Source organism: Arthrobacter sp. NPDC080082 (assembly GCF_040686595.1).
Lineage (GTDB): Bacteria > Actinomycetota > Actinomycetes > Actinomycetales > Micrococcaceae > Arthrobacter.
This window is the reverse complement of the sequence record NZ_JBFBKQ010000003.1, coordinates 238,818-253,016: the sequence shown is the minus strand read 5'-3', so window position 1 is coordinate 253,016 and position 14,199 is coordinate 238,818. Positions and strand designations below refer to the sequence as shown.

At 71.1% G+C, this 14,199-nt stretch carries 16 protein-coding genes; 10 read left to right on the top strand and 6 right to left on the bottom strand.

Translation table 11 applies throughout. The features are described 5' to 3' along the window. Window positions 1-2: 2 nt before the first annotated feature. From AB0O44_RS08065 to pyrE, 4 genes are all read right to left on the bottom strand, one after another. Complete coding sequence (locus tag AB0O44_RS08065) at window positions 3-1,040, bottom strand: thioesterase domain-containing protein (protein ID WP_364136346.1); 1,038 nt, start codon at window positions 1,038-1,040, stop codon at window positions 3-5. Window positions 1,041-1,127: 87 nt separating this feature from the next. Beyond that, the gene (locus AB0O44_RS08060; protein ID WP_364136344.1) at window positions 1,128-1,670 is read right to left on the bottom strand and encodes a hypothetical protein; all 543 of its coding nucleotides are present in this window, start codon (window positions 1,668-1,670) and stop codon (window positions 1,128-1,130) included. Between the two features lie 84 nt (window positions 1,671-1,754). Next, a complete protein-coding gene (locus tag AB0O44_RS08055) occupies window positions 1,755-2,528 on the bottom strand; it encodes a GAF and ANTAR domain-containing protein (RefSeq protein ID WP_364136342.1) in 774 nt (257 codons plus the stop codon). Between the two features lie 107 nt (window positions 2,529-2,635). Beyond that, window positions 2,636-3,220: an orotate phosphoribosyltransferase gene (gene pyrE, locus AB0O44_RS08050; RefSeq protein WP_364136340.1), complete on the bottom strand. Its 585-nt coding sequence runs from the start codon at window positions 3,218-3,220 to the stop codon at window positions 2,636-2,638. Window positions 3,221-3,376: 156 nt separating this feature from the next. On the opposite strand from pyrE, the gene acsA reads away from it, so the two are divergent. The 9 genes from acsA (at window position 3,377) to AB0O44_RS08005 (ending at window position 11,079) form a co-directional block, all read left to right on the top strand. After that, window positions 3,377-5,200, top strand: coding sequence for an acetate--CoA ligase (acsA, locus tag AB0O44_RS08045; protein ID WP_364136338.1), 1,824 nt, complete (start codon window positions 3,377-3,379; stop codon window positions 5,198-5,200). Beyond that, the gene (gene pdhA, locus AB0O44_RS08040; RefSeq protein WP_364136336.1) at window positions 5,197-6,225 is read left to right on the top strand and encodes a pyruvate dehydrogenase (acetyl-transferring) E1 component subunit alpha; all 1,029 of its coding nucleotides are present in this window, start codon (window positions 5,197-5,199) and stop codon (window positions 6,223-6,225) included. Before acsA ends, pdhA begins: the two co-directional genes overlap by 4 nt. Continuing rightward, the gene (locus AB0O44_RS08035) at window positions 6,222-7,202 is read left to right on the top strand and encodes a pyruvate dehydrogenase complex E1 component subunit beta (protein WP_364136334.1); all 981 of its coding nucleotides are present in this window, start codon (window positions 6,222-6,224) and stop codon (window positions 7,200-7,202) included. The genes pdhA and AB0O44_RS08035 overlap by 4 nt, the downstream gene beginning before the upstream one ends. A 7-nt stretch (window positions 7,203-7,209) precedes the next feature. Further along, the gene (locus AB0O44_RS08030) at window positions 7,210-8,691 is read left to right on the top strand and encodes a 2-oxo acid dehydrogenase subunit E2 (RefSeq protein WP_364136332.1); all 1,482 of its coding nucleotides are present in this window, start codon (window positions 7,210-7,212) and stop codon (window positions 8,689-8,691) included. 23 nt (window positions 8,692-8,714) lie between these two features. Continuing rightward, on the top strand, window positions 8,715-8,957 hold the full coding sequence (locus AB0O44_RS08025; protein WP_364136330.1) for a phosphopantetheine-binding protein: 243 nt from the start codon (window positions 8,715-8,717) through the stop codon (window positions 8,955-8,957). 18 nt (window positions 8,958-8,975) lie between these two features. Beyond that, on the top strand, window positions 8,976-9,248 hold the full coding sequence (locus AB0O44_RS08020; protein ID WP_290256792.1) for an SHOCT domain-containing protein: 273 nt from the start codon (window positions 8,976-8,978) through the stop codon (window positions 9,246-9,248). Next, window positions 9,245-9,814, top strand: a complete 570-nt coding sequence (locus AB0O44_RS08015) for a sulfocyanin-like copper-binding protein (protein WP_364136328.1) — start codon at window positions 9,245-9,247, stop codon at window positions 9,812-9,814. The genes AB0O44_RS08020 and AB0O44_RS08015 overlap by 4 nt, the downstream gene beginning before the upstream one ends. A gap of 68 nt (window positions 9,815-9,882) precedes the next feature. Next, window positions 9,883-10,323 carry a DUF6153 family protein gene (locus AB0O44_RS08010; RefSeq protein ID WP_364136326.1) on the top strand — a complete coding sequence of 147 codons (441 nt, stop codon included), beginning with the start codon at window positions 9,883-9,885 and terminating at the stop codon, window positions 10,321-10,323. Between the two features lie 129 nt (window positions 10,324-10,452). Next, window positions 10,453-11,079: a DUF305 domain-containing protein gene (locus tag AB0O44_RS08005; RefSeq protein WP_364136324.1), complete on the top strand. Its 627-nt coding sequence runs from the start codon at window positions 10,453-10,455 to the stop codon at window positions 11,077-11,079. Between the two features lie 3 nt (window positions 11,080-11,082). Here AB0O44_RS08005 and AB0O44_RS08000 read toward each other — a convergent pair whose 3' ends face one another. Further along, entirely contained in the window at window positions 11,083-12,336 is a 1,254-nt protein-coding gene (locus tag AB0O44_RS08000) for an FAD-dependent oxidoreductase (protein ID WP_364136322.1), read from the bottom strand. Between the two features lie 207 nt (window positions 12,337-12,543). On the opposite strand from AB0O44_RS08000, the gene nadE reads away from it, so the two are divergent. After that, entirely contained in the window at window positions 12,544-13,365 is an 822-nt protein-coding gene (gene nadE, locus AB0O44_RS07995; protein ID WP_364136320.1) for an ammonia-dependent NAD(+) synthetase, read from the top strand. A gap of 7 nt (window positions 13,366-13,372) precedes the next feature. Here the strand turns inward: nadE and AB0O44_RS07990 are convergent, their stop codons facing one another. Beyond that, window positions 13,373-14,146, bottom strand: coding sequence for an IclR family transcriptional regulator (locus AB0O44_RS07990; protein WP_364136318.1), 774 nt, complete (start codon window positions 14,144-14,146; stop codon window positions 13,373-13,375). Window positions 14,147-14,199: the final 53 nt, after the last annotated feature.

Sequence of the window (14,199 nt, the reverse complement as noted above, 5' to 3'; positions counted from 1 at the left end):
CGCTAGAACGCCACCTTCCGGCCGCCGCCGGCCGGAAGGGGCAGGATCTGGTCCTGGAGCTGCTCGACCAGCTGCTTGTAGATCCCCGGGTTCCACTGGGGGCTGGCGTGGGCCGGCCGGGCGCCGTCGGTCTGCAGCGAGTCGGAGACCATGTTGCCCGCGAACCGCAGCATCCAGGAGTCCCGGGCCGTCTCGTAGCTGACGGTCTGGTCCGCCGGGTTGCCAATGAACGCCATTCTGGCGTCGCCGAGCTTGCCCACGTACCGGCCCGGATCGAAGTGGTAGATGTAGGCGGACTCGCTCTGGATCAGGACGCTGGACGGCGCGATCGGGGAAAGCTGCTCGAGTGTCTGGTCAACGATCTGGCCCCAGGTGCGCTCGTGTTTGTTGAGCACCCGTTCGCCGAGCTCGTAGCCGCCGCGCAGCACCGTGGGGAACCGGACGCCGCTCTCGTAGAGGAACACCACACCCTCGAACCAGCTCTGGTCCAGCACGTCGCTGCGGGTTGCGGGGCTGGAGTCCAGCAGGATGAAGGCCACCTTGACGCCGTGCAGTTCCAGCAGCCGGGCGGCCACCTGCACGGCGACCATCCCGCCGAAGCTGTGGCCGTAAAAGTAGAGGGTCTCCAGCTTGTGGGCGCGCACGTGCTCGATCACGGCGATCACGATCTTGTCGATCTCCAGGCCCACGTTGGAGTAGCCGACGGCGGCCAGCTGGCCGCGTTTGTTCATGGCGCCACGCAGGGAGTTCAGGATCCACTGGGCCTCCTCCCAGCTGGTCTTGAAGCCCGGGAAGAGGATCCAGCTGGCGCGCGGGTAGTAGCGTTCGGCGACGTCGTCGGGCACGGTCAGGATCTTGTTCACCCGGCGCTCGGCCTGGACGCGGCGGGTGAAGAGCATGTCCGCGGCCAGGAGTCCCGCGGTGCCGGCGCCGATCAGGAAGTTCCGCCGGGAGAACCGTTCCAGTTCGGCGGCGTGCCGGAGGAGCCGGGCATCCGCCTTCGCGGTTCCGCCCTCCGTCACTTCGGTCTCACGCGGCACACCACAACCGTAACCACTGCGGCTTCCACGGGAAAATGCTCCGGTTCGGGGAGTGCGGCGCCGCCGGGTCCGCGGCGCCCGGACAGGTCAGAGGGTTTCGGTTTCGCGGTCGAATTCGCGGCGGGACATCTCGAACCGGATGTCCTCGTAGTGGGCCAGCAGCTCGGAGGCGGCGCCGCGGGCGGGATCGTCGAGCTTGCTGAAGGCGTCGTCCGAGGCCGCCAGCAGTTCGGCGTCCGAGTACCGGCCCAGCGGACGGATTTTGGCGGCGTGGAAGTCGGCGGCGGCGAAGTCCAGGTCCTCGAAGACGCTGCCGGACGCGTCGGCTGAGCACTGCAGTTCCAGCGAGACCCCGGCGGAAAGGGGCGGCGCGCCGGAGAGGTCCAGCTGGCGGCTCTGGCCGTCGATGGCGTTGAGGTCGTGGCGCAGGCCGGCGAGGGCGGCGGATTCGACGAAGGGCGAGCGGGAGAGATCCACGCGGATGTGCCAGGTGAAACCGGAGCGGCGGATGCGCTGGATCAGCTGCAGGAGGGCCGGACGGGTTTCGCGGTTAAGGGTGCCAATAACATCGATCCGGACGATGTCGAGACCGACGTCGAGCTTTACGTGAGCGTTCAGGGATTGGTCCATAGGTACTCCAAAGAAGGTATCTTTGGCCGACGGCTCAACCTCGCTCAGACTATCGGCCGAATACTAGCGGCACAAGTTCCCGGATCAGCCCGCGGCTTGCCGGCCCGGCTCCTGATAGTGGGTCCGGGTGCCGGAACCACCCACGGACTTCACCAGCGAGGTCGCCACCTCACGGAGTTTGATGTTCCCGTGGTTGGAGGCGTCCGTCAGGATCCGCACCGCGGTCTCCTGGTCGCAGCGGTTCTGGGCCATGACGATGCCGATGGCCATGTCGATCACCGTGCGGGACTCCAGGGTGGCGCGCAGGTTGCTGGCGCTGTCCGCATGCAGCGAGCAGCGCACGGCCATGCGCAGCGCCTGGCTGATCTGCCGGGTGTAGTGGCGGGCCTTGTCGGCTGCCTCGCCGTCGAACTTGCGCGGGACGTCGGAGTAGAGGTTCAGCGCCGCCTGCGCCTCGCCCTGCAGGTGGAACGGGACGGAGAGCACCGAGCGCAGGCCGAACGAGGCGACGGCGTCGGCGTATTCGGGGCCCCAGCGCTCCTCGTCCAGCAGGTCGGGGACGTAGACCTCGCGTTCCTCCTGCGCCGCCGTCAGGCAGGGACCCTGGGCCAGCCGGTACTGGATCTCGTCGATCGCCCGGGCGTCGTCGCTGCTCCAGCCGATCGTGGCGGCCTTCCGGTCGCGCAGCAGGGTGATCCCGCAGAGCGCGTCCTCGCCGTCGCCGGCCACTTGGTGTGCGGAGAACCGCGCCAGGTCGTTCAGGAACTCCTCGAAGTCACTGCTGTCGAGGATGAGGTCCTGGACCTGGTCTACCAGCGTTCCAAGGTCGGTCTGGGTGTGGTCATGGGAAGGGGGCATGGGCGGTGTTCTCCGGCTGCAGGCGCCGGCATGCCGGCGCGGGTGTTGAGGAAATGATAAGTCGGGCCCCAAACCCGGTCCAGAGGATTCCGCTGCAGGGAAAACCCTTAGTCCAGGCCCAGTTCGTCCTTGCCGAAGGCAAACAGGTAGGGCACGCCGGCCTCGGCCTCGATCTTTTCCTTGGCACCGGTGGCCCGGTCCACGATCACGGCGACGGCCACCACGTTGCCGCCAGCCTTCCGCACACCCTCGACCGCGGTCAGCGCGGAGCCGCCGGTGGTGGAGGTGTCCTCCAGGACCAGGACATTGCGGCCCTCCACGGAGGGGCCTTCCACCTGGCGGCCCATGCCGTAGGACTTCTGCGCCTTGCGGACCACGAACGCGTCCACCGGGCGGCCGGCGTCGACGGCGGCGTGCATCACCGCGGTGCCCACAGGGTCTGCGCCCATGGTCAGGCCGCCGGCGCACTCGAAGTCGATGCCGGCGTCGTCGAGCAGGGACAGCATGACCTGGCCCACCAGGCGGGAGGCCTCATGGTGCAGGGTGATGCGGCGCAGGTCGATGTAGTAGTCGGCCTCGGCGCCGCTGGAGAGGATGACCTTGCCGCGGACGACGGCGAGTTCCTTGATCAGTTCCAGGAGGCGGGCGCGGGCGGCGGCGGCGTCGGCCGCGGTGTCAGTGGAGGCTGTCATGGCACCCAGTTTAGTGGCAGTACAGGCTCGGACGTGCCGCCCCGACCGGCCCCACGCGGCGCCGCTCGGCCCCCGCATTGTCCGCTCCCGGCCCCCGCTCTGGCGCCGGGACTAACGGCTCTTGGCACCGGCGGGGAGCGGGCGTCCGATGTAACCATGACGGCAGGAACCGCGCCCTCGCTCCGCTGGCCGGCCATCGGGAAAGATCCCGACAGCTTCCGGGTCCGCCCCCATCTGGCCGATTACGATGCCGCCCGCGCCGCGTTCAGCTGGGACGAGGCCCGGCGGCAGCTCTCGGGGCTGCCGGGCGGCCGGGGCCTGAACATCGCGTACGAGGCGGCGGACCGGCACGTGGCGGCCGGGCTCGGCGGCCGGGAGGCGCTGCGGTTCATCCGGGCCGACGGCGGCGCCCACGCGCTGACCTACGCGGACCTGGCCGAGCGGAGCAACCGGTTCGCCGCGGCACTGCGGGGACTCGGCGTCGGCCGCGGCGAGCGCGTCTTCTCACTCCTGGGCCGCAGCCCCGCCCTCTATACCGCCATGCTGGGCACGTTCAAGAACGCCAGCGTCTTCTGCCCCCTGTTCTCCGCGTTCGGCCCCGAACCGGTGCGGCAACGCCTGCAGCTGGGCGGTGCCCGCGCCCTGGTCACCACCCGGGCGCTGTACCGGCGGAAGATCGCCCCGCAGCGGGACGCACTGCCGGAGCTGCGGCACGTCCTGCTCGCTGACGCGGACGGCCACCCGGAACCGGGCACGCTGGACCTGGCCGCGCTGCTGGCGGAGGCGCCCGCGGACGAGGAGATCGCCGCCACGCAGCCGGAGGACATGGCGCTGCTGCACTTCACCTCCGGGACCACCGGAACGCCCAAGGGTGCCATCCACGTCCACGACGCCGTCACCGCCCACCACGCCACCGGCACCTTCGCCCTGGACCTGCACCCGGAGGACATCTACTGGTGCACCGCGGACCCGGGCTGGGTCACCGGCACCTCCTACGGCGTCCTCGCCCCGCTCAGCCACGGCGTGACGAGCATTGTGGACGAGGAGGAAATGGACGCGGACCGCTGGTATCGGATCCTCGCCGGCGAGCGCGTCTCGGTCTGGTACACGGCGCCCACGGCCCTGCGGATGCTGATGAAGGCCGGGGCGGAGCGCGCCGCCGGCCATGACCTGTCCGCGCTGCGGTTCGTCGCCAGCGTGGGCGAGCCGCTGAACCCGGAGGTGGTCCTCTGGGGCCGGGAAGCCTTCGGCCAGCCCGTGCACGACAACTGGTGGCAGACCGAGACCGGCGGGATCATGATCGCCAACTTCGCCGCGACGGAGATCCGGCCCGGGTCGATGGGGCGGCCGCTGCCGGGCATCGAGGCGGCCCTGGTGCTCAGGGACGAGGCGGACAGGCCGGTGGTCCGGGACGGGGCCGCGGTGCTGGTCACGGACCCGGATACCATGGGCGAACTGGCGCTGCGGCCGGGCTGGCCCTCGATGTTCCGCGGCTACCTGAATGAGGAGGAGCGGTACCGGAAGTGCTTCGCCGGCGGCTGGTACCTCACCGGCGACCTGGCCCGGTGCGACGCCGACGGCTACTACTGGTTCGTGGGCCGCGGCGACGACGTGATCAAGTCCTCCGGGCACCTGATCGGCCCCTTCGAGGTGGAGAGCTCGCTGATGGAGCACGACGCCGTCGCCGAGGCGGGGGTGATCGGCGTCCCGGACCCGGTGGCCGGGGAGGTAGTGAAGGCGTTCGTGGAGCTCCGCCCCGGCGTCGAACCCTCCGAGGAGCTGCGGCTGGACATCATCGCCTTCGCCCGGAAGCGGCTGGGGCCGGCCGTGGCGCCGCGGCTGCTGGACTTCACCACGGCGCTGCCGAAGACCCGCAGCGGCAAAATCCTCCGCCGGCTGCTGAAGGCCCGCGAGCTGGGCCTGCCGGAGGGCGACACCTCCACCATCGAGTCCGGTCCGGCGTCCAGGGACCCGGCGTGAGCGGCCCGGACGCCGTGGAGCTGCTGCGGCAGATGCTCCGGGTGCGCCGGCTCGAGGAGAAATGCGTCGAGCTCTACAGTGCCGCCAAGATCCGCGGGTTCCTGCACGTCTACATCGGCGAGGAGGCGGTGGCCGCCGGGGTGCTGTCCGCGCTGGGTCCGGAGGACGCCGTCGTCGCCACCTACCGCGAGCACGGCCATGCCCTCCTGCGCGGGGTGTCCGCCGGCGCCATCCTGGCCGAGATGTACGGCAACGTCGAGGGCTGCTGCCGGGGCCGGGGAGGGTCCATGCACCTGTTCGACGCCGCCACCCGCTTCTACGGCGGCAACGCGATCGTGGCCGGCGGGCTGCCCCTGGCGGTGGGCCTGGCGCTCGCGGACAAGCTGGCCGGCCGGCCCCGCGTCACCGCCTGCTTCTTCGGCGAGGGCGCCGTCGCGGAGGGAGAATTCCACGAAAGCATGAACCTCGCCGCGCTCTGGCAGCTGCCGGTACTGTTCTGCTGCGAGAACAACCTCTATGCGATGGGCACCGCGCTGGGCCGCTCCGAGTCGCAGACGGACATCGCACTCAAGGCCGCCGGCTACGAGATGGCCGCCTGGGCGGTGGACGGGATGGACGTGCTGGCGGTGGAGGACACCGCCCGCCGCGCGGTGGACGCGGTCCGGGCCGGCGGCGGGCCACACTTCCTGGAGCTGCGCACCTACCGGTTCCGGGCCCACTCGATGTTCGACCCGGAACGCTACCGGGACAAGGCCGAGGTGGCGCGGTGGCAGGAGCGGGACCCGATCACACTGTTGCGCACATCCCTGGCGGGTTCCGGCGATCTTCCCGACGCGGACTGGGAGCAGCTCCAGGCCGACGCCGACGCCGAGATCGCAGCCGGCGTCGCGTTCGCGGAGGCCGGGACGCCCGAACCGGTCGCGGACCTGGAACGGTTTGTCTACAGCGAGGCCGGCGCTTCCGGGGGTTCCGAAGCCGGCGCTTCGGGGAGTTCCGGCGCCGATACTTCCGGGAGCCGGCCATGAAGTCCAGCTACCGTGAGGCCCTCCGCGCCGGAATCCGGGACGCGCTGCAGCGGGACAGTCGGGTGTTCCTGATGGGTGAGGATGTGGGCGCGTACGGCGGTTCGTTCGCCGTCAGCCTGGGCCTGCTGGAGGAGTTCGGGCCGGAGCGCATCCGGGACACCCCCCTCTCCGAGTCCGGGTTCGTGGGCGCCGGGATCGGGGCGGCCCTGGGCGGGATGCGTCCGATCGTCGAGATCATGACGGTCAACTTCAGCCTGCTGGCCCTGGACCAGTTGATGAACAACGCCGCCTCGCTGCTGCACATGTCCGGCGGGCAGTTCCACGTCCCGCTGGTGGTCCGGATGACCACCGGGGCGGGCCGGCAGCTCGGCGCCCAGCACTCGCACAGCCTCGAGGGCTGGTACGCGCACATCCCGGGGCTGCGGATCCTCGCCCCCGCCACCCTGGAGGACGCCTTCGGCATGCTCTGGACCGCGCTGGGGGACCCGGATCCGGTGCTGATCTTCGAACACGGCTCGCTCTACAACGTCCAGGGCGAGCTCGCCGAGGATGCCGGCGCCGTCGACATCACCACCGCCGCCGTCCGTCGGCCCGGCACGGACATCACCCTCATCACCTACGGCGGGACGCTGCCGCTGACCCTGGAGGCGGCGGACCGGCTCGCCGGGGACGGGATCGACGCCGAGGTGCTGGACCTGCGCACCCTCCGCCCGCTGGACGAGGCCACCATCCTCGCCGCGGTGCGACGGACCCGCCGCGCCGTCGTCGTCGATGAGGGTTGGCGCAGCGGCAGCATCTCCGCGGAGATCTGCGCCCGGCTTGGCGAGCAGCTTTTCTACGAGCTCGACGCCCCGGTGGCCCGGGTGTGCAGCGCCGAGGTGCCCATCCCGTACTCCAAGCATCTGGAACTGGCGGCCCTCCCCTCGGCCGAGCGGGTGGTGGCGGCCGCGCGCGGGGCGGTGGGGGCGCGTGGGTGACTTCCTGATGCCTTCCCTGGGGGCGGACATGGACCACGGGAAGATCGTCGAATGGCTGGTCAAGCCCGGGGACTACGTCCGCCGCGGCGACCTGGTGGCCGTGGTGGACACGGACAAGACCGTCATGGACATCGAGTCCTTCCAGGAGGGGGTGGTGTCGGAGCTGCTGGTGGGGCTGAACCAGACCGTGCCGGTGGGAACACCCGTGGCCCGGATCACCCAGACCCCGGCCGAGGTCCCCGGGCCGACGCCGGAGGCTCCCCCGGCGTCCGTGGCCCGGCCTGGCGCTGTGATACCACCCCCCTCAACGCCGCCGGTCCGCTCTTCCACGGAACCGGTACCTGCCGCTAGGCCGCCGGCCCCGGCACCGGTCGCGCCGCCGGTCCGGCACCTGGCCCACCGGCTCGGCGTGGACACGGACCGGATCCACGGGACCGGCCGGGACGGCGCCATCACCCGGGCCGACGTCGAACACGCCGCAGCGGCAAGACCCGGCCCTGCCCGAGCTACGGCCGGCCCGGTGCGGCGTGGCCGGGCGGAGCCTGACCGGGAGGAGTCCGGCCGGGTTCGCGCGGCGCCCCGCGCCCGCCGCCTGGCCGCGGAGCTCGGCGTCGACCTTTCCACGCTCGCCGGGACCGGCCCGGACGGCGCCATCACCGCCCAAGACATTCAACGCGCCGTCCAAGCGCGGCAGACACCGCCCGCTGCTCCCCCGCCGGAGCCGCCCGCGGCGCCCGCCGCTCCCGAACAAGGCGGACAGCTACAAGCCGTGCCGGAGCCGGCCGCCTCCGCACAGTCCGGCACCGAAACCCCGGCGACGGACCGGACCGCGGCGCTCCGGCGGGCGATCGGCTCGCTGATGTCACGCTCCAAACAGACCATCCCGCACTACTACCTCAGCGCCACGCTGGACCTGCGCGCGGCCATGGACTGGATGCAACACGTCAACGCGCAACGGCCCGTGGCGGCCCGGCTGGTCCCCTCAGCCTTGCTGCTCAAGGCCGCGGCGCTCGCCGCCCGGGACGTACCGGAGGTCAACGGCTTCTATGTCGACGACGAATTCCGGCGCAGCCCCGCGGTTCACCTGGGCGTGGCGGTTGCCCTGCGGCAGGGCGGCCTGGTGGCGCCGGCCCTGCACGACGCGGACACCCTCACCCTGGACGAACTGATGGCCCAGCTGCGCGACCTGGTGGGCAGGGCCCGGGCCGGGCGGCTGCAGCGGGCCGAAATGGCGGACCCCACGCTCACCGTTACCAACCTGGGCGACCTCGGCGTCGACAGCGTCTTCGGCGTGATCTACCCGCCGCAGGTGGCGCTGCTGGGACTGGGCCGGGTGCAGGAACAGCCGTGGGCGGAGAACGGGATGCTGGGCGTGCGGCACGCGGTGACCGCCACCCTCTCGGCCGACCACCGGGTCAGCGACGGCCTTCGCGGCGGCCGCTACCTGGCCCGGATAGGGGAACTGCTGCAAACGCCCGAAGAGCTTTGACCACGAGCTGGAACGGAGAGGCCATGAACGAACAGGACGCCCGGGAGGCGGTCCGCGCGGCGTTGCGGAAGGTGGCGCCCGACGTCGAACTGGACGACGTCGACGGCGGCGCACGGCTGCGCCAGGACCTGGAGCTGGACTCGCTGGACTTCCTCCGGCTGGTGGAAGTGATCGACACGGACACCGGGGTGGACATCCCCGAGCGCGACTACCCGGCCGTCGCCACGGTGGACGGACTGGTCGGCTACCTCGGCAGCCACGGGTAGGGATAGAGAGGCACTGTCATGATGAATGGTTGGTACGGAAACGGGTGGGGCCTCGGCGGCTGGATCGTCATGGCCTTGCTGATGCTGATTTTCTGGGGCGGCGTGATCACGGTGGTGGTGCTCCTCCTGCGGCGGCCCCACCACCCCGGCCACGGCTTCCCGGAGCGCGGCTTCCCGGAACAGCCCGCGCACGATGACGCCGAGCGGATCCTCAACGAGCGCTTCGCCCGAGGGGAAATCGACGAGCAGGAGCTCACCGCGCGGCGGGCGGCCCTGAGGCGCCGGGAGTGAGCGGGCTCTCCCGGCGGGGCCAGAACCTTGTGGCGGGCGCCGCCGTCGTCCTCTTGACCGTGCTGAGCCTTTTGGCCGTCGGACTCTTGGGCACCCCGGCCGGGCACGGCCCCGGCGGGCGGCCCGCGGCCGGCTGTACCGTCCCGGCCCTGACCGGAACCCAGATCAACGTCACGTTGACGAACATGGGCGGACCGGTCATGCGCCCGCGGAACGGCATGATGGGCGGGGCGATGCGGCTGCGGGCCGACCGCGGCACCGTCACCCACGGCACGGTCTCCTTCCTGGTGACGAACGCCGGGAGCATCAGCCACGAGATGGTGATCCTCCCCCTGCCCGACAACCAGGTCCCCGGAACCCGTCCGGTCGGGCCGGACGGCACAATCGACGAAAGCGGCAGCCTCGGGGAGGTCTCCGCCAGCTGCTCCGAAGGCTCCGGTGAGGGAATCCTGCCCGGCACCTCGGGCTGGGTGACCCTCACTCTGCCGCCGGGCCGGTATGAGCTGGCCTGTAACCTCCCCGGCCATTACGAGGCCGGCATGTACACCCAGCTCACCGTCCCCTGAGCCCGGCCCCGGCGAGATAGCCGCCGGTGGTAAAGGTAGCCTTGGATCAGCAGCTTCCACCAGGAGGGATGATCGCCGTGACCGGACGGGCCGCCAGCATGATGGCCGTCCTGCACCGTGCCCGGATGGTCCTGCTGTCCGTGGCCCTGATGGCCGGCATCCTCGGAATGCACGTCATGTCGCTCGCACCGATGGACGGGCACGGCACCCCGGCGGAGGCCTCCGCCGGGGTCCACAGCGCCGCAATGCCCGACCACAATCACGGTGGCCAGCAGCAGCCGGGGACGGCACCCGACGACCATTGCACCGGCCCGCACGGCGGTACCGGCATGCACACCATGGATCCCTCCTGCACTCCTGCCGCGGCGTCGGCGTCTTTCGCGGCCCCGCCGCCGGGCACCGGTGTCGCCGTCGCCACCCCGCCGTCCGGCGTCTTCGTGGCGGCCCCGCGCTGGTCCTATCTTCCCGGGAGCCCATCCCCCGGGGACCTTTGCATCAGTCGCACGTAAAAGAAGAGAGCGCGCCGTGAAGCCCCCGGCGCCCGCCCCGCCGGCCACCCATAGGGCCTGGCCGGCGCGTCAACGACGCGTACCTCTTCCGCGGGCGCCCGAGCGCCCGAAACGATCCGAAGGACCCCGATGAAAGCCCAGAAGTACCTTGCCCTGTCCGCCACCGCCGTCGCGGCCGCCCTTGCCCTCGCCGGCTGCGCTTCCGGCTCCAGTACAGGCTCCGCCCCGATGAATTCCATGAACGGCATGGATCACGGAAGTATGTCCGGCAGCGCACCCGCCAGCACCGCGCCAGCCGCCTCGGACCACAACGCCGCGGACACGATGTTTACCCAAGGCATGCTCCCCCACCACCAGCAGGCCGTGGAGATGAGCGACCTGATGCTGGGCAAGAGCGGCATCCCCGCGCCGGTCAAGGACCTCGCCTCCAGGATCAAGGCCGCCCAGGGCCCGGAGATCGCCACCATGACCGGCTGGCTCAAGGGTTGGAACGAGTCCGCCACCATGGCGCCCGGCCACACCATGGAGGGCATGATGGGCGACGACGACCTGAACGGCTTGAAGGCCGCCCAGGGCACCGAGGCGGCCAAGCTGTTCCTAACCCAGATGATCGCCCACCACCAGGGCGCCGTCACGATGGCCAAGACCGAGATCGCCCAGGGGAAGAACGCCGACGCGGTGGCACTGGCGAAGAGCATCGTCACCGCCCAGGAGGCCGAGATCAAGGAGATGCAGGGGCTGTTGCCGACCCTCTAGGCGCTAGGTCCGGGCCTGCGGGCTTGCCCCGGCGCGGCGCGCAAACGCCGGGGCATGCTCGGGCAACGGTCCGAAGCCGATCAGCCGTGGCATCAGGCCGCGGATGGCCGGGAGCCGGCGGGCCAGCAGGATCACGATGCCCGGGATCCGGGTCCGTTTCCCGGCCATCACCGGCCCAAAAATCGCCCGGTGCATCAGGCGTTGCGCGGTCTGCACGATCACGGTGGGCGGGCGGCGCCGTCGTTCCACCTTCTCCAGGTCCTCGGCACTGACGGTTCCCCGCAGCAAGGCGGGGGCCAGCAGTTTCGCGGCGGCGACGGCGTCCTGGATGGCGAGATTGATGCCGACGCCGCCCGCCGGGGACATCGCGTGGGCCGCATCGCCGATGCAGAGGAGCCCGTTCAGGTGCCAGGACCGCAGCCGGTCCAGCCGGACGTCCAGCCAGTGCAGGTCGTCGAGGGAACCGATGGCATCCACGCGGTCGGCGAGGTCGGGCCGCAGCGCCGCGATCCGCCGTCGGAAGCCCTCCACCCCCTCGGCCCGGATCCGCGCGTCCGCTCCCTTGGGGGCCAGGTACGCGATCTGGTAGTAATCGGTGCGGTTGAGGGCGATCAGGGCCTCGCCGGGGCCGAGCGCCGGGATCAGTCCTGCCACCTCGCCGGCTTCCTCGGCGTGGCGCGGGAGCCTGAACCACCAGGTGTCGAACGGGACGGGAAACTCCACGGGGGCGAGCCCGGCCGCGGCCCGGAGTGCCGAATGCCGGCCGTCGGTCGCCACCACCAGGTCCGCCCGCAAATCCTCCTCGACACCGTCCGGGCGGCGCAGGCGGATGCCGCGGACCCGGCCGCCGTCGCGGATCAAGCCGGTGGCGGAGTGGCTCATCAGCAGCGTGAAGCCCGGTTCCTCGGCCGCGGCGGCCGCCAGGAAGTTAAGGAAATCCCACTGCGGCATCATGGCGATGTAGTCATAGGGGGGCTTCAGCAGTCCGAAGTCGCCCAGGGTCACCGGCGGCCCGCCCGGTACCGGCAGGACCACGCTCCGCAGCTTGCTCTGTGGCAGCCGGCGGAACTCCTCGCCGAGTCCCAGTTCGTCGATCAGCCGGACCGTGGAGGGGTGGACGGTGTCGCCGCGGAAGTCGCGGAGGAAGTCTGCGTGTTTTTCCACCACCGTCACGCGCACGCCGGCCCGCGCCAGCAACAGGCCCAGCATTAGGCCGGCCGGACCGCCGCCCGCCACCACACATCCCGTGGACTCCATGGCCATACGCTACGCCGGTCCGGACCCTGGCGGCAGGGCCTTAACGGGCGCATTTCCGCGCCGGTTCCGGACCGCCGCGGCGGAAACGGACCGGCGCACCCCGGGTCCGCGGCGCACCGGTCCGGAAGCTCCGCGGAGACCGCGCCGGGAGCTCAAGTAGGCGGCAACAGTTGAGCCCGGGGGACGCCGCTGACTAGGCTGAGGGACATGCGTGAACTCCAGGCGAAGATCATCGAGGAAATGGGCGTGCAGCCCCGGATCGATCCGGCCGGGGAGGTGCGCAAACGCGTCACGTTCCTGAAGGAATACCTCAAGGCCAGCCACACCAAGGGCTTCGTCCTGGGCATCTCCGGCGGACTCGATTCCTCGCTGGCCGGCCGGCTGGCGCAGCTGGCGGTCGAGGAGCTCGAGGACGAAGGCACGGAGGCCGACTTCGTGGCGGTGCGGCTGCCCTACGGCGTCCAGCACGACGAGGAAGACGCCCAGGCCGCACTCGACTTCATCCGGGCCAAGACCGAGTGGACCTTCAACATCTCGGCCGCCGTCGACGGCTTCGAGGACGAGTTCGAGAAGACCACCGGCGACGGCATCTCCGACTTCCACAAGGGCAACACCAAGGCCCGCACCCGCATGACAGCCCAGTACGCCCTGGCCGGCGAGCGCAACTACCTGGTGATCGGCACGGACCACGGCGCCGAATCCGTCACCGGTTTCTTCACCAAGTTCGGCGACGGCGGCGCGGACATCCTCCCGCTGTTCGGCCTGAACAAGCGCCAGAACCGGGCCCTGCTGGCCGAACTCGGCGCCCCGGCGCGGATCTGGGAGAAGGTGCCGACGGCGGACCTGCTCGACAACACGCCCGGCCGCACCGACGAGGACGAGCTGGGCCTGAGCTACGACACGATCGACGACTACCTCGAGGGCCGGGACGTCCCCGAGGCGGCAGCCGAGGCGATCGAGAAGCGCTACCTGCAGACCCGGCACAAGCGGACCGTGCCCGTCTCCATCTTCGACACCTGGTGGAAGTAATAGCCTCCTAGGCTCCCTGTAGCTGCAGCGAGATCCGGTGGGCCTCGTCCAGCAGCAGGCGGCCCAGCTGCTCGCCCCGCTCGCCGCGGAAGCGCGGTTCGATGCCGGTCAGGGACAGTGCCCAGGCCGGGCGGCCCCGCCGGTCGAACACGGCCGCGCCCATCCCCCAGCTGCCCTCCAGGACCAGCCCGGGATTGACCGAGTAGCCCGTGGACCGGGTCAGCTCCAGGTTGGCCCGGACCCGTTCCTCCGTGTGCCCGGCGGCGAAGCTGCCCGCGTGGGCCTCCCAGTCCGACAGGATCTCCTCCTGCTCCTCGTGCGGCAGGAACGCCATGATGGCCGTCCCGGCGGAGGCCACCCCCAGGGGGAAGCGGACCCCCTCGTGCAGGACGAAGGACCGCACCGGGAAACTGCCCTCCTCCCGGAGCAGGCAGACGGTCTCGGCGCCGCGGCGGATAGAGAAGAAGGCGCTCTCCCCCGTCTCCTCGGCCAGCCGGCGCAGGCTGGGCCGGGCGATGTCCTCCAGCGGGAACCGGGCCGAGGCCACGGACCCAAGCAGCAGGATCTCCGGGCCCAGCACCCAGTGACCGCTGACCGGATCCTGATCCAGCAACCCCTCCGCGGCGAGCGAGCTCAGCAGCCGGTGCACGGTGGGCCGGGTCAGCCCGGACTCGCGGACCAGCTCGGCCAGCCCGGACCCCTCCGGCTTCCGCCCGACGATCCGCAGCAGCGCCGCCACCCGGCTGACCACCTGCGCGCCCTGCACCGGAACAGCACTCATCTGAACCCTCCAACCGCTCAAAAGCATCCTAATCATCCACAATATGGACAGCT

Excerpts from the sequence above, each read along its gene's own strand:
- nadE (WP_364136320.1), top strand. The coding sequence starts at position 12,544 with ATGCGTGAACTCCAGGCGAAGATCATCGAGGAAATGGGCGTGCAGCCC.
- AB0O44_RS08025 (WP_364136330.1), top strand. The coding sequence starts at position 8,715 with ATGAACGAACAGGACGCCCGGGAGGCGGTCCGCGCGGCGTTGCGGAAG.
- AB0O44_RS08035 (WP_364136334.1), top strand. The coding sequence starts at position 6,222 with ATGAAGTCCAGCTACCGTGAGGCCCTCCGCGCCGGAATCCGGGACGCG.
- AB0O44_RS08055 (WP_364136342.1), bottom strand. The coding sequence starts at position 2,528 with ATGCCCCCTTCCCATGACCACACCCAGACCGACCTTGGAACGCTGGTA.
- AB0O44_RS08010 (WP_364136326.1), top strand. The coding sequence starts at position 9,883 with ATGATCGCCGTGACCGGACGGGCCGCCAGCATGATGGCCGTCCTGCAC.
- pyrE (WP_364136340.1), bottom strand. The coding sequence starts at position 3,220 with ATGACAGCCTCCACTGACACCGCGGCCGACGCCGCCGCCGCCCGCGCC.
- AB0O44_RS08005 (WP_364136324.1), top strand. The coding sequence starts at position 10,453 with ATGAAAGCCCAGAAGTACCTTGCCCTGTCCGCCACCGCCGTCGCGGCC.
- AB0O44_RS08000 (WP_364136322.1), bottom strand. The coding sequence starts at position 12,336 with ATGGAGTCCACGGGATGTGTGGTGGCGGGCGGCGGTCCGGCCGGCCTA.
- AB0O44_RS08060 (WP_364136344.1), bottom strand. The coding sequence starts at position 1,670 with ATGGACCAATCCCTGAACGCTCACGTAAAGCTCGACGTCGGTCTCGAC.
- AB0O44_RS08030 (WP_364136332.1), top strand. The coding sequence starts at position 7,210 with ATGCCTTCCCTGGGGGCGGACATGGACCACGGGAAGATCGTCGAATGG.
- acsA (WP_364136338.1), top strand. The coding sequence starts at position 3,377 with ATGACGGCAGGAACCGCGCCCTCGCTCCGCTGGCCGGCCATCGGGAAA.
- AB0O44_RS08020 (WP_290256792.1), top strand. The coding sequence starts at position 8,976 with ATGATGAATGGTTGGTACGGAAACGGGTGGGGCCTCGGCGGCTGGATC.
- AB0O44_RS07990 (WP_364136318.1), bottom strand. The coding sequence starts at position 14,146 with ATGAGTGCTGTTCCGGTGCAGGGCGCGCAGGTGGTCAGCCGGGTGGCG.